The sequence below is a fragment of the Shinella agrisoli genome, assembly GCF_046557955.1.
Lineage (GTDB): Bacteria > Pseudomonadota > Alphaproteobacteria > Rhizobiales > Rhizobiaceae > Shinella.
Map to the genome: position 1 here is coordinate 103,342 of NZ_JBJIEP010000004.1, position 19,693 is coordinate 123,034.

The 19,693-nt window shown below is 65.3% G+C and carries 12 protein-coding genes, 1 tRNA gene and 1 pseudogene; 8 read left to right on the top strand and 6 right to left on the bottom strand.

Translation table 11 applies throughout. The features are described 5' to 3' along the window. Nucleotides 1–57 precede the first annotated feature (57 nt). Entirely contained in the window at nucleotides 58–1,581 is a 1,524-nt protein-coding gene (locus tag ACIIOY_RS04640; protein ID WP_411033456.1) for an outer membrane beta-barrel protein, read from the top strand. Here the strand turns inward: ACIIOY_RS04640 and galU are convergent, their stop codons facing one another. Beyond that, nucleotides 1,582–2,469, bottom strand: a complete 888-nt coding sequence (galU, locus tag ACIIOY_RS04645; RefSeq protein WP_411033457.1) for a UTP--glucose-1-phosphate uridylyltransferase GalU — start codon at nucleotides 2,467–2,469, stop codon at nucleotides 1,582–1,584. A 199-nt stretch (nucleotides 2,470–2,668) separates the two neighbouring features. Here galU and ACIIOY_RS04650 point away from each other — a divergent pair, with 199 nt between their 5' ends. Further along, nucleotides 2,669–3,889, top strand: coding sequence for a lytic murein transglycosylase (locus ACIIOY_RS04650; RefSeq protein ID WP_411033458.1), 1,221 nt, complete (start codon nucleotides 2,669–2,671; stop codon nucleotides 3,887–3,889). Nucleotides 3,890–4,023: 134 nt separating this feature from the next. Continuing rightward, on the top strand, nucleotides 4,024–5,175 hold the full coding sequence (locus tag ACIIOY_RS04655; protein WP_411033459.1) for an SGNH/GDSL hydrolase family protein: 1,152 nt from the start codon (nucleotides 4,024–4,026) through the stop codon (nucleotides 5,173–5,175). Between the two features lie 83 nt (nucleotides 5,176–5,258). Here the strand turns inward: ACIIOY_RS04655 and ACIIOY_RS04660 are convergent, their stop codons facing one another. Then, the gene (locus ACIIOY_RS04660; RefSeq protein WP_411033460.1) at nucleotides 5,259–6,716 is read right to left on the bottom strand and encodes a glutamate synthase subunit beta; all 1,458 of its coding nucleotides are present in this window, start codon (nucleotides 6,714–6,716) and stop codon (nucleotides 5,259–5,261) included. A 148-nt stretch (nucleotides 6,717–6,864) separates the two neighbouring features. Beyond that, nucleotides 6,865–11,511, bottom strand: a pseudogene (gltB, locus tag ACIIOY_RS04665) (glutamate synthase large subunit); the annotation flags it as partial. A gap of 591 nt (nucleotides 11,512–12,102) precedes the next feature. Here gltB and ACIIOY_RS04670 point away from each other — a divergent pair. Further along, a complete protein-coding gene (locus tag ACIIOY_RS04670) occupies nucleotides 12,103–13,149 on the top strand; it encodes a threonine aldolase family protein (protein WP_411033461.1) in 1,047 nt (348 codons plus the stop codon). Between the two features lie 115 nt (nucleotides 13,150–13,264). Here the strand turns inward: ACIIOY_RS04670 and ACIIOY_RS04675 are convergent, their stop codons facing one another. Continuing rightward, nucleotides 13,265–13,726 carry an Hsp20 family protein gene (locus ACIIOY_RS04675; protein WP_411033462.1) on the bottom strand — a complete coding sequence of 154 codons (462 nt, stop codon included), beginning with the start codon at nucleotides 13,724–13,726 and terminating at the stop codon, nucleotides 13,265–13,267. Nucleotides 13,727–14,172: 446 nt separating this feature from the next. Here ACIIOY_RS04675 and ACIIOY_RS04680 point away from each other — a divergent pair, with 446 nt between their 5' ends. Next, nucleotides 14,173–15,135, top strand: a complete 963-nt coding sequence (locus ACIIOY_RS04680) for an alpha/beta fold hydrolase (protein ID WP_411033463.1) — start codon at nucleotides 14,173–14,175, stop codon at nucleotides 15,133–15,135. An 11-nt stretch (nucleotides 15,136–15,146) separates the two neighbouring features. On the opposite strand, the gene hisN is transcribed toward ACIIOY_RS04680, so the two are convergent. Together hisN and ACIIOY_RS04690 are read right to left on the bottom strand one after the other, a co-directional pair. Further along, nucleotides 15,147–15,920, bottom strand: a complete 774-nt coding sequence (gene hisN / locus ACIIOY_RS04685) for a histidinol-phosphatase (RefSeq protein WP_411033464.1) — start codon at nucleotides 15,918–15,920, stop codon at nucleotides 15,147–15,149. Between the two features lie 268 nt (nucleotides 15,921–16,188). After that, nucleotides 16,189–17,073 carry an N-formylglutamate amidohydrolase gene (locus ACIIOY_RS04690; RefSeq protein WP_411033465.1) on the bottom strand — a complete coding sequence of 295 codons (885 nt, stop codon included), beginning with the start codon at nucleotides 17,071–17,073 and terminating at the stop codon, nucleotides 16,189–16,191. Nucleotides 17,074–17,264: 191 nt separating this feature from the next. Here ACIIOY_RS04690 and cpdR1 point away from each other — a divergent pair, with 191 nt between their 5' ends. From cpdR1 to ACIIOY_RS04705, 3 genes are all read left to right on the top strand, one after another. Beyond that, entirely contained in the window at nucleotides 17,265–17,627 is a 363-nt protein-coding gene (gene cpdR1 / locus ACIIOY_RS04695) for a response regulator CpdR1 (RefSeq protein ID WP_023512679.1), read from the top strand. A 95-nt stretch (nucleotides 17,628–17,722) separates the two neighbouring features. Further along, nucleotides 17,723–17,797, top strand: a tRNA-Val gene (locus ACIIOY_RS04700). A 389-nt stretch (nucleotides 17,798–18,186) separates the two neighbouring features. Further along, a complete protein-coding gene (locus tag ACIIOY_RS04705; RefSeq protein WP_411033466.1) occupies nucleotides 18,187–19,671 on the top strand; it encodes a nucleobase:cation symporter-2 family protein in 1,485 nt (494 codons plus the stop codon). Nucleotides 19,672–19,693 lie beyond the last annotated feature (22 nt).

Here is a 19,693-nt window from a genome sequence, read left to right on the forward strand (position 1 = left end):
GCGTTAACCATGGCGGTTTACGTTCGCTTAGGAAATCCGAGAATCGCAGGCCCGATCATGGCAAAGGCAAAGGGAATGGAATGCGGGGCGCCTTCGCCCCGCCCGGCACGGCGGCTGGCCGGGCTTCTGCTCGCCGGCACCATGCTTGCGGCCGCTCCCGCGATTGCCCAGCAGGCGACGTCCACGGAGCCCTCGACCTTCCCCGTGCCGCTTGCGCAAACGGGAACCGACGACGACGCCCAGGCCGATCCGCTGGGCGCAAGCGGCGAGGACACCCCCGCGAACACGGATGCCGCCACGACCGCCTCGACCGCGATGCAACCCGGCCTCACCGACGAGGCGGCGGCGGCCCTTGCCGAGGAGGACGGCGCCATCGGCCCCGCAGAGCGCCGGGCGGAGCGGCTGAACCTCCCCGAAGGCAATGTCGACAACGCACGCAGCGATTTCGGCGATCCCTACGAGCCGACCGGCATCCGGATCGGCACCTTCATTCTGCGCCCGTCGCTGACGCAGAACCTCGGCTACGAAAGAAGGAAAAGCGGCTCCTCTGCGACAAGCCGCACCTATTCGCAGACCGGCTTCCGGGGTTCGCTGACTTCGGACTGGTCGCGTCATCAGCTCACCATCGATGCCGAAGGAAGCCATCAGCGCAACATCAGCGGAACGGGAGAAACCGAGCCGCGGCTGCGGCTGGACGGCGACCTGCGGCTTGATCTCAACCACGACACGATCGCCAACATCACGGCCGGCTATGATTTCGAGCGCGAAAGCTCGAGCGATCCCAATGCCGTCGACGGGGCCAGCGTCCAGTCCGGCGTGCGGACCTACACGGCCGGAGCGCGCGTCACCCGCGATTTCGGCCTGATCCGCGGCACGATCGGCGCCGAAGCGGAACGCCGGACCTATGGATCGGCGACGCTCGCCGATGGCAGCAAGCTCGTCCTTTCCGACCGCAACTATACCGAAGGCACGCTGACGGGCCGCATCGGCTACGAACTCTCGCCGGCTCTCATCCCCTATCTCGAAGCCTCCGTCGGGCGCTCGATCTACGACGACAAGCGCGATTCGCTCGGCTACGAGCGCTCCGCCTCGACGCTCGGCGGCCGCGCGGGCGTGGAACTCGACCTCGGCGAAAAACTGCGCGGCGATCTCGGCCTCGGCTACAGGCGGGCCGCCTTCGACGACAGCCGCCTTGCCGCGCTCAAAGCGCTGACGATCGACGGCTCGGTGCTCTGGTCGCCGCAGCGCGGCACCGAGCTGCGGCTCGGCCTCGCCACGGAGCTCGAACCCTCGACCGCGGCCGGCCAGAGCGGCTATGTCTCCTATGCGGCGACGGCCGACCTGACGCACGAACTGCGGGAGAACCTCGTGGCGCGGCTGAGCGGCGCCTACACATTGCGCGACTTCCCGGCCGCAGGCGCCACGAACCAGAGCATCTATCTGGTCGGCGCCGGCATCACCTGGGACCTCAACCGCTGGCTCGCGATGACCGGCGACGTCTCCTATGAGCTGACGCGCCAGTCGGGCACGCCCGACACCGGCGTCACGCGCGCCGGCATCGGCCTTGTCCTTCGGCGCTGATCACTTCAGTCCGGCGATGAGCTGCTTCAGCGGTCCTTCGACGGTCGGGCGAATGTCCGCGCGGGCGAGGGCGAAGGCGATGTTGGCGAGGATGAAGCCGTCCTTGGCGCCGCAGTCATAGGTCTCGCCGCGGAAGTGGTAGGCGGCGAACTTCTGGCTGTCGGCAAGCTTCAGCATGGCGTCGGTGAGCTGGATCTCGTTGCCGGCGCCGCGCTCCTGCGTGGCGAGGATCGGGAAGATTTCCGGCTGCAGGATGTAGCGGCCATTGATGAAGAAGTTGGAGGGCGCGGTGCCCGGCGCCGGCTTCTCGACCATCTTGGTGATGGCGAAGCCCTCGCCGATCTTCTCGCCGACACCGACGATGCCGTATTTGTGCGCCTGGTCGGGCGCGCATTCCTCCACGGCGATGACATTCGCGCCGCTGTGCTCGAAGAGCTCGACCATGCCCTTCATGCAACTCTTCTCGCTCTTCATGATCATGTCGGGAAGAAGAAGCGCGAAAGGCTCGTTGCCGACTAGCTCGCGGGCGCACCAGACGGCGTGGCCGAGGCCGAGCGGCTCCTGCTGGCGGGTGAAGCTCGTCGAGCCGGCGACGGGCAGGATGCTTTCGAGCAGCGTCAGTTCGGCCGTCTTGTTGCGCTGGCGCAGCGTCTGCTCCAGTTCGACCTGGATGTCGAAATAATCCTCGATGACCGCCTTGGAGCGGCCCGTCACGAAGATGAGGTGCTCGATGCCGGCATCCAGCGCCTCGTCCACCACGTACTGGATCACCGGCTTGTCCACGACGGTCAGCATTTCCTTCGGCACGGCTTTCGTCGCGGGAAGGAAGCGGGTGCCGAGCCCGGCTACTGGAAAGACTGCTTTGCGAACCTTGCGTGTCTGCGACATATTCACCTCGTTGAGCCCATAGCCCTCATGGCCGGGACATGTTTGTGCGAAATAGAATCCAATTGCTATTTTTTTGCAAAGGAAGACGGGGCAAAAGTTTGATGGTAAAGAATTTGTTGACTTCGTTTTTATAAGTTTTGCGTCCAGCCGATGGTTCCGCGCCATCGTCCCGAAATTTAAGAAACGGACACGACAGCCGATGACACAGAATTTGAAGACCGTTCTGCGCCGATCTGCGCTCACCCTCCTTCTTTCGGCCGGACTTTTCGCCCATGCCACCGCCGCCCGGGCGGATGCCCGCTTCCAGAAGTGGATCGCCGATTTCTACGCGACGGCGGCCGAGGCCGGCATCAGCAAGGCCACCTACCAGAAGGCGTTTTCCGGGGTCAAGACACCCGATCCGGATGTATTGCAGAAGGCGGCCTACCAGCCGGAATTCAAGCACAAGATCTGGGACTACCTCGATTCGCGCGTCAACCCCTACACGGTGCGGATCGGCCGCGAGATGGCGGCGAAACACGCCCGCACGCTCGCAGCCATCGAGCGCCATTTCGGCGTGGACCGCCACATCCTGCTCGCCATCTGGTCGATGGAATCGAACTACGGCGCGGTGCTGGAGAAGGACGACCGGCTGCACTACGTGCCGCGCGCGCTCGCGACGCTCGCCTATGCCGACAAGAAGCGGGCGAAGTTCGCCCGCACGCAGCTGATCGCGGCCCTCAAGATCATCCAGCGCGGCGACATCGCCGCATCCGACATGACCGGCTCCTGGGCCGGCGCGATGGGCCACACCCAGTTCATCCCGACGAGCTACCTGATCTACGCCGTCGACGCGGACGGCAACGGCCATCGCGACATCTGGAACTCCGTGCCGGATGCCCTGGCGACCGCAGCGAACCTGCTCGCCAAGAACGGCTGGCAGTCCGGCAAGACCTGGGGCTACGAGATCGTCGTGCCGAGGGGCGGCCACAAATATTCCGGCCAGACGAAGACGCTTGCCCAATGGGCGAAGCTCGGCTTCACGCGCCCGAACGGCAGCGGCTTCAAGAACGGATCCGACCGTGCCGAGCTGAAGCTGCCGGCGAACGGCGGCCCGGGCTTCCTGATGACCAAGAACTTCTTCGTCATCAAGCGCTACAACGCCTCCGATTCCTATGCGATGGGCGTCGGCATGCTGGCCGACCAGCTCGCCGGCTATAGCGGCGTTAAGCAGCGCTGGCCGCGCCCCGACGGCGCGCTCGACATCACGGAGAAGTTCGAGCTCCAGACGCGCCTCAAGGAACTCGGCTACTATGACGGCGAGGTCGACGGCAATTTCGGCTCCGGCTCCAAGGCGGCGATCCAGGCCTTCCAGAGCCGCATGGGCCTTGCGGCGGACGGCGAACCGAGCCAGGAGCTTCTCAGGGCCCTGCGCCGCTGATACCCGCCGGGCTCACGCATCGGGGCGCTTCGGCGCCCCTTTTTGCTGGCGGACGCTTTCGCTTGGCGCCGGCATTTGCCATCATACCGCCACCGAGCTTCCGCAACATCGGGGCAGAGACGGGAACTTTCGCGATGAGCAAGACGACAATCCACCGCATCGTGCGCCTCGGCATTGCGCTTTTCGCCGGCGCGAGCGTCGTCGTGACGGCCCTTCCCGCGGGCGCGCAGGAACCCCGGGAGCGAAAGACGATCCTCGAATTCTTCTTCGGCAAGAGAAAGCCCAGGGAAGTCGCACCCGAACCGCAGATCCGCAAGCCGCGCACCGTCACCCGCAAGAAGAAGGCGACCACCACGGTCGCCAAGACGCCGGAGCCGGCGGCCGTCGAGAAGCTGGCGGACGCCAAGGTCGTGCTGGTCGTCGGCGACTTCATCGCCGGCAGCGTCGGCGAAGGCCTCGTCGCCGCCTTCGAGACGACGCCCGGCATCCGCGTCGAGCGCCGCACGAACGGCTCCTCCGGCATCGTGCGCGACGACTACTACAACTGGCCGGAATCCCTGCCCGGACTGATCGCCGAGACGAAGCCCGCCCTCGTCGTCGTCAGCATGGGCGCGAACGACCGCCAGCAGATGAGCATCGGCGGCGTGAAGGAGAAGTTCCGCTCCGAGGCCTGGACGAAGGAATACGAGGCGCGCGTCGCCCGCATCGCGACATTGGCGCGCGAGGGCGGCAAGCCGCTGCTCTGGATGGGCATGCCGGCCTTCCAGTCTTCGGCGCTCACGGCGGACATGACGACGCTCAACAATATCTACCGCGCCGGCGTCGAGAAGGCGGGCGGCGAATTCGTCGACATCTGGGACGGGTTCGTCGACGAGGAAGGCAAGTTCGTCACCTCCGGCTCGGACATCAACGGCCAGCAGGTGCGCCTGCGCGGCTCGGACGGCATCAACTTCACCAAGGCCGGCAAGCGCAAGCTCGCCTTCTATGTCGAGAAGGAAATCCGCCGGTTGCTCGGCGATGCCGCGGCCGATGGCCCCGGCCTGCAGGGCGACCTCAAGGACCTCGTGGTCGCGACGCCTCCCGTCGAGGATGCGGAAATCACCAAGACGCAGCCCATCAGCCTCGCCGACCCGGCCCTCGACGGCGGCACCGCGCTTCTCGGCGGCGCGGCGCTCAAGGGCAGCGGCAAGAGCCTGCGGGAGAAGCTGGTGGAGAAGGGCGAGATCGCCGACGCCCCGCTCGGCCGCGTCGACGATTTCCGGCTGGACAAGACGGCGACGCCGTGAGCTGAATTCGAACCGCTGCCGCTCAACCCAGACCGCTCGATCGCCGCGCTCTCTATCTACCTATCGACACGCGCCCACTAACCTTACCGCGGCAGCGTGGTCGAGCCCATCAGCGCCTCGTCGATCGCGCGCGCCGCCTGGCGGCCTTCGCGGATCGCCCACACGACGAGCGACTGGCCGCGGCGCACGTCGCCGGCGGCCCAGAGCTTGTCGACCGAGGTCTTGTAGTCGCGGTCGTCGGCCACGACGTTCGAGGAGCCGCGCTTGTCGGTGTTGATCGTCAGCCGGTCGCCGAGGTCCTTCAGCACGCTGTCGGTGAAGGGGCCGCGGAAGCCGATGGCGATGAAGGCGAGGTCCGCCTTGATGATGAACTCCGTGCCGGCGATCGGCTTGCGGCGATCGTCCACCTGGCAGCACTTCACGCCCGTCAGCACCCCGTCCTCGTCGCCGACGAATTCGAGCGTGCCGACCTGGAACTCGCGCACGGCGCCTTCGGCCTGCGAGGAAGACGTGCGCATCTTCGTCGCCCAGAAGGGCCAGACGGCGAGCTTGTCCTCCTTTTCCGGCGGCTGCGGGCGGATGTCGAGCTGCGTCACCTTCACCGCGCCTTGGCGGAAGGCGGTGCCGACGCAGTCCGATGCCGTGTCGCCGCCGCCGACGACGACGACATGCTTACCGCCGGCGAGGATCGGCGCGGAAGGCCAGCCGACGCTGTCGACGTTCTCGCGGCCGATGCGGCGGTTCTGCTGCACGAGATAGGGCATGGCATCGTGCACGCCGGCAAGGTCGACGCCCGGAATGCCGGCATCGCGCGGCGTCTCGGAGCCGCCGCAGTAGAGCACCGCGTCGTGCTCGGCGAGCATCTCGTCCATCGGCTTGTCGACGCCGACATTGACGCCGGTGTGGAACGTGACCCCCTCGCCGCGCATCTGGTCGACGCGGCGGTCGATGAAGTTCTTCTCCATCTTGAAGTCGGGGATGCCGTAGCGCAGCAGGCCGCCGGCCTTGGACTCGCGCTCGTAGACGTGGACCTCGTGGCCGGCGCGGGCGAGCTGCTGGGCGGCCGCCATGCCGGCCGGCCCGGAGCCGATGACCGCAACCTTCTTGCCGGTCTTCACCGTCGCCGGCTGCGGCACGATGTAGCCCATCTCGTAGGCCTTGTCGGCGATCGCCTGCTCGACGGTCTTGATCGAGACCGGCATGTCTTCCAGGTTCAGCGTGCAGGCTTCCTCGCAAGGGGCGGGACAGACGCGGCCGGTGAACTCCGGGAAGTTGTTGGTCGAATGGAGGTTGCGGATCGCCTCGTCCCAGTTGCCGTTGTAGACGAGGTCGTTCCAGTCCGGAATCTGGTTGTGCACCGGACAGCCGGTCGGGCCGTGGCAATAGGGAATGCCGCAGTCCATGCAGCGCGCGGCCTGCTTCTGCACCTCGGCGTCCGACATGGGGATGGTGAACTCGCGGAAATGGCGGATGCGGTCGGAGGCCGGCTGATACTTCGCCACCTGCCGGTCGATTTCCATGAAACCAGTAACCTTGCCCATTGTATTATCCTGAATCTTATAGCGTTTCCAACGAGCGCCTCGGGCGCAAAACGGGACTGCCCGCAGCAAGCATAGGTCGAGGGGGTGCCCCTCATCCGCCTTCTCCCCGCAAGCGGGGAGAAGGCGGATGAGGGGCTTTCACAGCCGCCTATTCGGCAGCGATACCCATCCTCATGCGCTCCATCTCTTCGAGGGCGCGGCGGTACTCGACCGGCATCACCTTGCGGAATTTCGGACGATACTCGGCCCAGTTGTCGAGAATCTCCCTGGCCCGCGGCGAGCCCGTATAGTGCAGGTGGTTCGAGACGAGCTGGTAAAGCCGCTCCTCGTCGTGGCGCGTCATGTCGTCGGACACGTCCACCCTGCCCTTGTGCATGAGGTCGCCGCCGTGGTGGTGCAGCTTCTCCAGCATGTCGTCCTCTTCCGGCACCGGCTCCAGCTCGACCATCGCCATGTTGCAGCGGCGGGCGAAATCGCCGGCCTCGTCCAACACATAGGCGACGCCGCCCGACATGCCGGCCGCGAAGTTGCGGCCAGTCTGGCCGATGACGACGACCACGCCGCCCGTCATGTACTCGCAGCCATGGTCCCCGACGCCCTCGACGACGGCGACCGCACCGGAATTGCGCACGGCAAAACGCTCGCCGGCCACGCCGTTGAAGTAGCATTCCCCGGAGATCGCCCCGTAGAGCACCGTGTTGCCGACGATGATCGATTCGTGCGGCACCGCCCTGTTCCCGGCCGGGGGACGCACGATGATGCGCCCGCCGGAAAGGCCCTTGCCGACATAGTCGTTGCCCGCGCCGATGAGGTCGAAGGTGATGCCGCGGGCAAGGAAGGCGCCGAAGGACTGGCCGGCCGTGCCGTTGAGCTTCACCGAGATCGTATCGTCCTTCAGGCCCTTGAAGCCGTAGCGCTTGGCGACTTCGCCCGAGAGCATCGCGCCGGCGGAGCGGTCGACGTTCTTGATATCGACCTCGAAGGCGACGGGCGTCTTCTTTTCCAGCGCGGGCTTGGCCTCCTCGATCAGCCTGCGGTCGAGGATATCCTGGATCGGATGATCCTGGCGCTCGGTCCAGTAGGTCGCCTCCTTCGGCGCATCGACCTTGTGGAAGATGCGCGAGAAGTCGAGGCCGTTGGCCTTCCAGTGCGAGATCATCCTCTCCTTCTCGAGCAGTTCCGAGGCGCCGATGATCTCGTTCAGCGAGCGCACGCCGAGCGAAGCCAGGATCTCGCGCACCTCTTCGGCCACGAAGAAGAAGTAGTTGATGACGTGCTCGGGCGTGCCCTTGAAGCGCTTGCGCAGAACCGGATCCTGCGTCGCGACCCCCACCGGACAGGTGTTGAGATGACACTTGCGCATCATGATGCAGCCCGCCGCGATCAGCGGCGCCGTTGCGAAGCCGAACTCGTCCGCGCCGAGCAGGGCGCCGATGACGACGTCACGGCCGGTCTTGAGGCCGCCGTCGACCTGCAGCGCGACGCGCGAACGCAGCTTGTTGAGCACGAGCGTCTGGTGGGTCTCGGCAAGGCCGATCTCCCACGGGGAGCCGGCATGCTTCAGCGAGGTGAGCGGCGAGGCGCCCGTGCCGCCGTCGAAGCCGGCGATGGTGATATGGTCGGCGCGCGCCTTGGCGACGCCGGCGGCGACCGTGCCGACACCGACCTCCGAGACGAGCTTGACCGAGATGTCGGCCTCGGGATTGACGTTCTTCAGGTCGTAGATGAGCTGCGCCAGGTCCTCGATCGAGTAGATGTCGTGGTGCGGCGGCGGCGAGATGAGGCCGACGCCCGGCGTCGAGTGACGCGTCTTGGCGACCGTCGCATCCACCTTATGGCCGGGCAGCTGGCCGCCCTCGCCGGGCTTGGCGCCCTGCGCGACCTTGATCTGCAGCATGTCCGCGTTGACCAGGTATTCGGTCGTCACGCCGAAGCGGCCTGACGCGATCTGCTTGATCGCAGAGCGCTCCGGGTTCGTCGAACCGTCCGGCAGCGGCAGGTAGCGGTCGGCCTCCTCGCCGCCCTCGCCGGTGTTCGACTTGCCGCCGATCCGGTTCATGGCGATCGCGAGCGTCGTGTGCGCCTCGCGGGAAATCGAGCCGAAGGACATCGCCCCGGTGGAGAAGCGCTTGACGATCTCCGCCGCCGGCTCGACCTCGTCGATCGGGATCGGCTTGCGGCCGGCGGCCTCCGCGCTCTTGATCGAGAAGAGGCCGCGGATCGTGTTCATCCGCAACGAGGAGGCGTTCACCAGCGCGGCGAATTCCTTGTAGCGCTCGGCTGCGTTGCCGCGCACCGCGTGCTGGAGCGAGGCGACGACATCCGGCGTCCAGGCATGCTCCTCGCCGCGCATGCGGTAGGCATATTCGCCGCCGATGTCGAGCGTGTTGGCGAGCAGCGGGTCGCGGCCGAAGGCGGCCTTGTGGCGGACGAAGGTCTCCTTCGCGATCTCCTCGAGGCCGATGCCCTCGATGGTCGTGGCCGTGCCGAAGAAATACTTGTCGACCAGCTCGGACGACAGGCCGATCGCGTCGAAGATCTGCGCGCCGCAATAGGACTGGTAGGTCGAGATGCCCATCTTGGACATGACCTTCAGGATGCCCTTGCCGATCGCCTTGATGTAGCGGTAGACCACTTCCTCCGCATCGACCTCCTTGGGGAACTCGCCGCGCTTGTGCATGTCGGTGAGCGTGTCGAAGGCCAGGTACGGATTGATCGCCTCGGCGCCGTAACCGGCGAGAAGACAGAAATGGTGCACTTCGCGCGGCTCGCCGGATTCGACGACGAGGCCGACGGAGGTGCGAAGCCCCTTGCGGATCAGGTGATGGTGCACGGCGGCCGTGGCCAGCAGCGCCGGGATCGCCACGCGGTCCGGCCCGATCTGGCGGTCGGAGAGCACGATGATGTTGTAGCCGCTCCTGACGGCGTGCTCGGCGCGCTCGCACAGCCGGTCGAGCATTTCCGGCATGCCGTCGGCGCCGCGCGAGACGTCATAGGTGAAGTCCAGCGTCTTGGTGTCGAAACGGTCCTCGACATGGCCGATGGAGCGGATCTTCTCGAGGTCGCCGTTGGTGAGGATCGGCTGGCGCACCTCCATGCGCTTGGCCTTCGCCGCGCCGCGATGGTCGAGGATATTGGGGCGCGGGCCGATGAAGGAGACGAGGCTCATGACCAGTTCCTCGCGGATCGGGTCGATGGGCGGGTTCGTCACCTGCGCGAAGTTCTGCTTGAAATAGGTATAGAGCAGCTTCGGCTTGTTGGACATGGCCGAGATCGGCGTGTCCGTCCCCATGGAGCCGATCGCCTCCTGGCCCGTCGTCGCCATCGGCGACATCAGCAGCCGCGTGTCCTCCTGGGTGTAGCCGAAGGCCTGCTGGCGGTCGCGCAGCGACACGTCGCGGCGCAGCGCCCGCGGCTCGACCGGGCCGAGGTCTTCCAGGATGATCTGGGTGTTGTCCAGCCATTCGCGGTAGGGGTGCTTGGCGGCGAGCGCGGACTTCACCTCCTCGTCGGAGATGATGCGCCCCTCCTCCATGTCGATGAGCAGCATCTTGCCTGGCTGTAGACGCCACTTTCTGACGATGCTCTCCTCCTTGACCGGCAGCGTGCCGGCTTCGGAGGCGAGGATGACGCGGTCGTCGTCGGTGACGAGGTAGCGGGCGGGGCGCAGGCCGTTGCGGTCGAGCGTCGCGCCGATCTGGCGGCCGTCGGTGAAGGCAACCGCGGCGGGGCCGTCCCACGGCTCCATGAGGGCGGCGTGATACTCGTAGAAGGCCTTGCGCTCGGGGCTCATCAGCTGGTTGCCGGCCCAGGCCTCCGGGATCAGCATCATCACGGCGTGCGCCATGGAGTAGCCGCCGCGCACGAGGAACTCGAGCGCGTTGTCGAAACAGGCCGTATCCGACTGGCCCTCGTAGGAGATCGGCCAGAGCTTGGTGATGTCGTCGCCGAAGAGCGGCGAGGAGACGGACGCCTGGCGCGCCGCCATCCAGTTGACGTTGCCGCGCAGCGTGTTGATCTCGCCGTTGTGTGCGACCATGCGGTAGGGATGCGCGAGCTTCCATGACGGGAAGGTGTTGGTGGAGAAGCGCTGGTGCACGAGGGCGACGGCCGATTCGAAGCGCGGATCGGCGAGGTCCTTGTAGTACGCGCCCACCTGATAGGCGAGGAACATGCCCTTGTAGACGATCGTGGTCGAGGAGAGCGAGACCGGGTAGAAGCCGCTCTCCTCGCCTTCGTATTCGTCGTAGATGCGGTTTGAGATCACCTTGCGCAGGGTGAAGAGCCGGCGCTCGAACTCGTCGTTCGTCGCGGCGTCGCGGCCCGCGCCGATGAACACCTGGACATGCCGCGGCTCGGTGGCGGCGATTTCCGGTGCCTTGGAGAGCGAGGAATTGTCGACCGGCACGTCGCGGAAGCCGATGAGCACCTGCCCCTCTTCGGCAACGACGTCCGCGATGACCTTCTTGAAATAGTCGACCAGCGTCTCGTCCTGCGGCATGAAGATGTGGCCGACGGCGTATTCGCCCGCCTTCGGCAGGGTGACGCCCTGCTTTGCCATCTCCTCGCGGAAGAAGCGGTCCGGAATCTGTACGAGAATGCCCGCGCCGTCACCCATCAGCGGGTCGGCACCGACAGCGCCGCGATGCGTCAGGTTCTCGAGCATGAAGAGCCCGTCCTTGACGATCTGGTGCGACTTCCTGCCCTTCAGATGCGCCACGAAGCCGACGCCGCAGGCATCGCGTTCGTTGCGCGGATCATAGAGTCCTTGTTTTTTCGGCAGGCCCGGGGTGGAAGCGCGCGTTTTGGCGCCCGTCGCAGTCATCTGCGCCCGGGTCTGCCGCAAATCATGTGCTTGGGTCTTCTCCATCATGTCTTCCCTCCGTAGGCCCGCATATTGCGGACATTCGTTTTCGCCCGTGTGACCGCCGTTGCCTTCCGGCAAGCCGGCCGCCGGGCGTCTGCTTCGTGACCCTGATCCGCCGCGAAACGACGGCCGATCCGGTATGTTCATCGGGACCGTCGGGGCGACCGGGCCTTTGGGAATTGCTCCGCCGCCCGCCGCCGCTTTCGGCATCTTCGCCAGACCGCGGAAGATGCTGCTTCGGTCTCCTGACCGAAATAGGACAGCAAGCCTGTCCTATTTCATGGGCTCTATGCCAGAAACGACCCTGGCCCGCAAGGCCATCATGCCAAATAATCACCATGTCATGAAGAAAAATTGCCCGCGCCATCTAAGGCTTGAAATTTAATTACCAGCTTTCGGCGCTTTGTTTCCGTTCCTTTCATTTTCCGGAGAAAGCCACGTTGGGCCGATTGCGGCGATTGATCGCCATCGTTTCTCCATTATGGTCCTTCCGAAGCCTTCATTCGCACTGGAAACCGCATGTTTTTCGCCTCCGACAACTGGGCGGGCGCCCATCCCGACATCGCAAGGAGCCTTGTGGAGGCTGCCGCCGGCTTTGCCTCGGCCTACGGCACGAGCGACCTCGACAAGCATGTGGAAAAGACCTTTTCGGAGGTTTTCGAGCGCGATGTCGCCGTCTTCTTCGTCGGCACGGGCACGGCGGCGAACGCGCTGGCGCTCGCCAGCGTCAACCGGCCGGGCGGGCAGGTCTTCTGCCACCGCGAAGCCCATGTGAATGTCGATGAGTGCAACGCACCGGAATTCTTCGCCACCGGCTCGAAGCTCGTGCCGATCGACGGGCCTGCCGGCAAGCTTTCGCCGGCCGCCCTTTCCGCCGCCATCGGCCGTTTCCCGCCGGATTTCGTGCATGGCGGCCAGCCGATGGCCGTCACCATCACCCAGGCGACGGAAGCGGGCACCGCCTATACGCTCGAAGAAATCTCCGCCCTTTCGGATGTCGTGAAACAGGCCGGCCTGCCGCTCCACATGGACGGCGCCCGCTTCGCCAATGCGCTCGTCCACCTCGGCGCGACGCCGGCGGACATGACCTGGAAGCGCGGCGTCGACATCCTCTCCTTCGGCGGCACGAAGAACGGCTGCTGGTGCGCCGAAGCGCTGGTGCTCTTCGATCCTGGCAGGGCGCGGCAGATGCATTATCTGCGCAAGCGCTCCGCCCAGCTCTTCTCGAAATCCCGCTTCGTCGCCGCCCAGTTCGACGCCTATTTCCGGGACGGCCTGTGGCTCGATCTCGCCCGCCACGCCAACGGCATGGCGAACCGCCTTGCCGCCGGCCTCGCCGCCTCCGAAAAGGCGCGCCTTGCTTGGCCGACCGGCTCGAACGAACTGTTCGTCGTCATCCGTAACGACGCGATGCGAGGATTGCAGGACAAGGGCGCCGTCTTCTACGACTGGCCCGCCGGCCCCGGGCTGAGGGCGACCATGCGCGAGGACGAGACGCTCATCCGGCTCGTCACCAGCTTCGCCACCACGGAAGCGGACGTCGACACGTTCCTCTCGGACCTTTGATCGCAACGAAGGGCGCCTCGGCGCCTGCCCCAAGGGCCGACGGGAAGCAAAGCCAAGGCAAAGAAAAAGGCGGCGCCTTGCGGCACCGCCCTCTTTCCTTTCCGAGCGAAGCGGATCAGTTGGTCTGCGCTTCGATCTGCTTCGATTCGCGACCGACGGACGCGATCTCGATGCGGCGCGGCTTCATGGCTTCCGGGATCTCGCGAAGGAGGTCGATGTGGAGAAGGCCGTTCTTCAGCGAAGCGGCGCGCACTTCCACATGGTCGGCGAGCTGGAAGCGGCGCTCGAAGGCGCGCTTTGCAATGCCGCGGTAGAGATACCGGCTTTCGTCGGACGTTTCGTCCTTCTTCTCGCCCTTGACCGTGAGCGCATGTTCACGCGCCTCGATCGACAGTTCGCTCTCGTCGAAACCGGCGACCGCCATGGTTATACGGTAGGTGTTCTCGCCGGTGCGTTCGATGTTGTAGGGCGGGTAGCTCTGACCCTGGTCAGGCTGGCCGAGGCTGTCGAGCATGGTGAAGAGGCGGTCGAAGCCGACCGTGGAACGGTAGAGGGGGGAGAAATCGACGTGACGCATGGTGTCCTCCTTTAGAGCAACGGTTGCGGTCCTTCTTGAGGCGGCACCTGATTTCCAAGGGTGCGGCCCGGTTCATCCGGCTCCCGCCCCTTTCAGGCGGCGGAAACCTCGACGGACCCTTTCGGCGCCCGTGACGATGAGATGGGAATGGGATTTTGGCTGTTCAAGGGGGCTCGAAACGGGGAATTCCCGCCGCCGGGGAAATTTTCCAGATGAACGGCGGATGAACGGCCGCTTCGGACAACGTTCAGCTTGACCCTGCTAAAACGGCAGCATCGGAAGCGACCACTTTCGACGACCGGGGTGCAACGTCCCTTCCTCCTCGGTCAAATTGCGCCGGACTGCATGTGTTGCCACCCCCGTGCCACATGCATCCGGCTTTTTTCTTTGACGGCACCGGAACCAGCGCCTATCCATCGGATGCCAACGCCGAGACCCGCCGCCCGATGGATTCCATCCTCTACGCCACCGCCGACAATCCCGTTCCGGAGAACCATTTTGCCGGCTTTCTGGAGGGCCGCGGCGGCGTGAGGATCCGCTATGCCGTGTTCCGCTCCCGCGAGCGCGAGGCGAAGGGCACGGTCGTGCTGCTGCAGGGCCGCAGCGAGTGCATCGAGAAATATTTCGAGACGATCAACGACCTGACCGCCCGCGGCCTGTGGGTCGCCACGTTCGACTGGCGCGGCCAGGCCGGTTCCGGCCGGCTCATAGCCGGCAACCGCGCCGGCCATGTCGCCCGCTTTTCCGACTACGAAGCCGATCTTTCGCTGTTCCTCGAAAGGATCGTGCTGCCGGACGCGCGCCTGCCCTTCTTCATCGTCGCCCATTCGACGGGTGCGCTGGTCGCCCTTTCCCTGGCGCCGGAGCTCGAGAACCGCATCGAGCGCATGGTGCTTGCCGCGCCCTTCGTCGCCCTGGCCGGCCAGCCGATGAGCCAGCGCAAGATCGCCATCGTCGCACGGCTCGCCTCGCTGACCGGCCTCGGCAACCGCACCTTCCGCAGGGGGGATCCCCCGCTGGAGTTCGCACGCAACGTCGTGACCTCCGACGCGCGCCGCTTTGCCCGCAACGCCGCCATATATGCCGAACATCCGGAGCTCTCCGTGGGCTGGCCGACCGCGCGCTGGCTGAACGAGACGCTGGGTGCCATGGCACGCGTGACCCACCAGGATCACCTGACGCGCATCCGCATCCCCACCCTGCTGCTCTGCCCGACGGCGGATGTGCTGGTGCCGCGCAAGGCGATCGGTGACCTCGCCCGCATTTTCCGCGCGGCCCGCCTCATCGAGATCGACGGCGCGCGCCACGAGCTCTTCCAGGAGGCCGACCGCTACCGCATGCAGGCGCTCGCCGCGATCGACGCCTTCATTCCCGGCAGCGACGCCGAGGAAACCAGCCTCGGCGCGTGACCGTCGCGGGATCAGGCCCTCAGCAGGGCCAACGCCTCCTCATAGACCTTGCGGCTGCCGGCCGCGATGATCTCGCCGCCCATCTCCGCCGGCCCGCCATCCCAATTGGTGATGATGCCGCCCGCCTGCTCGATGACCGGGATGAGGCCGCCGACGTCATAGGGCTTCAGCTCGCACTCGACGACGAGGTCCACATGGCCGGCCGCGAGCAGCGCATAGGCGTAGCAGTCGACGCCGTAGCGGAAGAGCCGCACCTTGTCCTGCACCGCCTCGAAGCGCGTCTTGCGGCTGTTGGTGAAGAGATGCGGCGACGTCGTGAACATGATCGCGTCCGACAGGCTGTTGCACGGCCGCGTCGAAAGCACCTTGCTGCCGTCCGGACCGGCATAGTGGGCCGCCTTTCCGTCCGCGAAATAGCGCTCGCCGGTAAACGGCTGGTCGACGAGCCCCATGACCGCCTCGCCGTTGCGGTAGAGCCCGATCAGCGTACCCCAGACGGGCACGCCGGAGATGAAGGCGCGCGTGCCGTCGATCGGATCGATGACCCAGACATATTCACGGTCGAGACCGACAGAACCGTGCTCTTCGCCGAGAATGCCGTGATCGGGAAAATGCTGCTCGATCAACGCGCGGATGGCGGCTTCCGCCGCGCGATCCCCCTCCGTCACGGGGTCGAAGCCGATGGCCTCCTTGTTGACGACGTCGGCGCCGACGCGAAAGCGCGGCAGGGTTTCCTTCCTCGCGGCGTCGGCAAGGAGGTCGAAGAAGGCGCGGTCGGGCTGCATGGGGATCTCTCGGAGGGGATTGCGGAACGCCCTCCATACTGCATCGGCCGCCAAAACGGAACCGGAGGGGCAGGAAAGTTGCCGCGCCGGGAGCGCGGGAGGACGTCTTGACGGACCGCAAATCGGCTTCGCATTTGCGCTTGACATTTGTGCAGCGCAACATTACCCTTTCCTTGCAGTCATTCGTGACTGTAATACCCTCCTTGGGTGTTTCCTCCCTAGACTTAACCGCGCCCCAAGCGCGGTTTTTTTTGACGGGGACCCGGGCCTATTCGGCGGCGAGCGCCCTATCCGCGGCATATTCCTCGACATGGTCGGAAAAGTCCTGCAGGAAAGCGGAGATCGCCGTCTGCAGCACCGCGAAATCCGGCTTCTTCGCCAGCGTCGCCTCGTCGACATAGAGGCCGCGGTTCACTTCGATCTGCAAGGCGTGCAGGCCCTTGGCCGGCCGGCCGTAATGTTCGGTGATGAAGCCGCCCGCATAAGGCTTGTTGCGCACGACGGAAAAGCCCATGTCCTCGAGCAGGCGCATCGCCACGCGCGACAGTTCGCCGGAGGCGCTGGTGCCGTAGCGGTCGCCGATGATGAAATCCGGCCGCACGGCCGTTCCGGACACCCGGATGTTGCCCGGCATGGAATGGCAGTCGATGAGCACGGCGAAGCCGAAGCTCACATGCGTGCGCACGACGAGGCGGCGCAGGCACGCATGATAGGGCTTGTAGACCGTCTCGACCCGTTCCAGCGCCTCTTCCACCGGAAAGCGGTGCTTGTAGATCTCCATGTTCTCCGCCACGACCCGCGGCACCGTGCCCAGCCCGCCGGCGACGCGGATGGAGCTGATATTGGCGTAGGGCGGCAGGATGCCCTCGAACATGCGCGGGTCGAGCTCGTAGGGCTCACGGTTGACGTCGAGCCAGGCGCGCGGGAAATGCGCGATCAGCATGGGTGCGCCGAGCGCCGGGGCGACGGAGAAGAGCTCGTCGACATAGTGGTCTTCCGAACGGCGGATGCCAAGCGCGTCGAGACGCGAGCGTTCGAGGAAGTCCTGTGGATAACGGCGCCCGCTATGCGGCGAATTGAAGACGAGGGGCACGCTCTGCGAAACCGGCTCAAGCACTTCGAAGTGGCTGTTTTCGCTCAAGGCCTCCGCCATTGCCGTCCTTTACCATGCCTGAAAGTCATTGCGCCGCTCATGTTGCCAGCGGCCTTACCCCGTGTCCATACTGAGAAACGAGGGATAAGGGCTTGTCCTGCCCCATTCACCGGATATTTACCGGAATGCGATTCCTTAACAGAACCGCCCGTCCGCGGGCAGACAACCTTTAGCAATGGTTCCCGAATTCCATGACACCCAAGATTCTCCTCGCCGAAGACGACAACGACATGCGCCGCTTTCTGGTAAAGGCGCTCGAAAAGGCGGGCTACCAGGTGCTTTCCTATGACAACGGCGCCAGCGCCTACGACCGGCTTCGCGAAGAACCCTTCTCGCTTCTCCTCACCGATATCGTGATGCCGGAGATGGACGGGATCGAGCTGGCGCGCCGCGCCACCGAACTCGACCCGGACCTGAAGGTCATGTTCATCACCGGTTTTGCCGCCGTGGCGCTGAACCCGGATTCCAAGGCGCCGAAGGACGCAAAGGTCCTTTCCAAGCCGTTCCACCTGCGCGATCTCGTCGAAGAGGTCAACAAGATGCTCGCCGCCTAAGACCCGGAAAAGACCGCAAAATCTGCGCACGAAAAAAGCTTCAAAAAGCCTATTGACGTCGCCGGAGGTTTTGTGGTCTATGCGCCGCATCGGATGGGCGTGTAGCTCAGCGGGAGAGCACTACGTTGACATCGTAGGGGTCACAAGTTCGATCCTTGTCACGCCCACCATTCGAATTCCAAGGCCTTCCGGTTCCCGGAGGGCCTTTTGCTTTTTCGGCTATGCTGCACCTTTTTTCACCTGCTCCGCCGTTTCAGGTGGATTTGCGGCAATACACATATGCCGCGCAGGAAACAGTTGACGGCATGGGGGTGTTGCGATCAAATGGCGGTCTGTTTCAGTCGCGCACCGGGTTGGAAATCGGCGCCAAGCGGGTGAAATACCAGCCAAATCCCGGCAACGGGCGATGCATGGCGCGCTTCCATCGCATGATTACCCCGGTAAACCGTAAAGTGTTTATTCCGGAGCTATACTTGCGACCTTCTGTCACCATACCAAAGATGGCGCACCCCGTTGGAGGACGGGCGTTTGGACGGTCGATGGGATGGGAGGAGTATCCATGAGCGACACATCCGGCATACACCCGGTGGACGAGAAGCTGCCGGCAGGCAGGCTTGCGACGCTGGGCATTCAACACGTACTCGTCATGTACGGCGGCGCCGTCGCGGTTCCGCTCATCGTCGGCCGGGCCCTGCAGCTCAGCCCTCAGGACGTCGCGTTCCTGATTTCCGCCGACCTCTTCGTCTGCGGCCTCGTCACCATCATCCAGTCGCTCGGCTTCGGCCGCCATGTCGGCATCCGCCTGCCCGTCATGATGGGCGTGACCTTCGCCTCGGTCGGCCCGATGGTGTCAATGGCGACCATGGTGCCCGGCACGGAGGGCGCGCGCATGATCTTCGGCGCCATCATAGGGGCCGGCTTCGTCGCCCTGCTGCTCGCCCCTCTCATGGGTCGGCTGCTGCGCTTCTTCCCGCCCGTGGTGACGGGCACCATCATCCTCGTCATCGGCGTGTCGCTGATGCGCGTGGGCATAAACTGGACCTTCGGCAATCCCTTCGGCCCCACCGCGCCCAAACTGGTCGACCCGGCCCATGCCGAATGGCTTGCCCGGATGAAGACGCTCGCCGAGACGGGCGGCCCGGCCGTCCCGGACGGCTTTGCGATCGCGCCGACCGTTTCCAATCCGGTCTATGCCGAGCCGAGCCACATCGCCCTTTCGGCCCTGGTGCTCGTGTCCATCCTTCTCATCGCCCGCTTCGGCCGCGGCCTGATCAGCAACATCGCGGTGCTGAGCGGTGTCGTCATCGGCTGCATCGCCGCGTCGGTCCTCGGCATGATGCATTTCGACCGCGTTGCCGACGCCGGCTGGTTCGCCGTCGTCACCCCGCTGCGCTTCGGCATGCCGATCTTCGACCCGGTCCTCATCGCCACCATGACGCTCGTGATGATCGTCGTCATGATCGAATCGACCGGCATGTTCCTCGCGCTCGGCGAGATCACCGGCAAGAACATCTCGCAGCAGCACCTGACGGCAGGCCTGCGCGTCGACGGCATCGGCACGATGATCGGCGGCCTCTTCAACACCTTCCCCTATACGAGCTTCTCGCAGAATGTCGGCCTCGTCGGCGTCACCGGCGTCAAGAGCCGCTATGTGTGCGTCGCCGGCGGCATCATCATGATCGTGCTCGGCCTCATCCCGAAGATGGGCGCGCTCGTGGAAGCCGTGCCGACCTTCGTCCTCGGCGGCGCGGGCATCGTCATGTTCGGCATGGTCGCGGCGACGGGCGTGCGCATCCTCTCGACGGTCGACTTCAAGTCCTCGCGCAACAATCTCTTCGTGGTTGCCGTGTCCGTCGGTTTCGGCCTCATCCCGCTGCTCGCGCCGAACTACCTGATGTGGATGCCGCATGCCATCCACCCGATCATCGAATCGGGCATCGTGCTCGCCTCGATCGTTGCCGTCGTCCTGAACGCCTTCTTCAACGGCGTCCGCTTCGAGCAGTCCGCCGCCATCGATGCCGCGCGCATGGCCGACAGCCACTGAGCCCTGTCCCTCGAATGCAGAA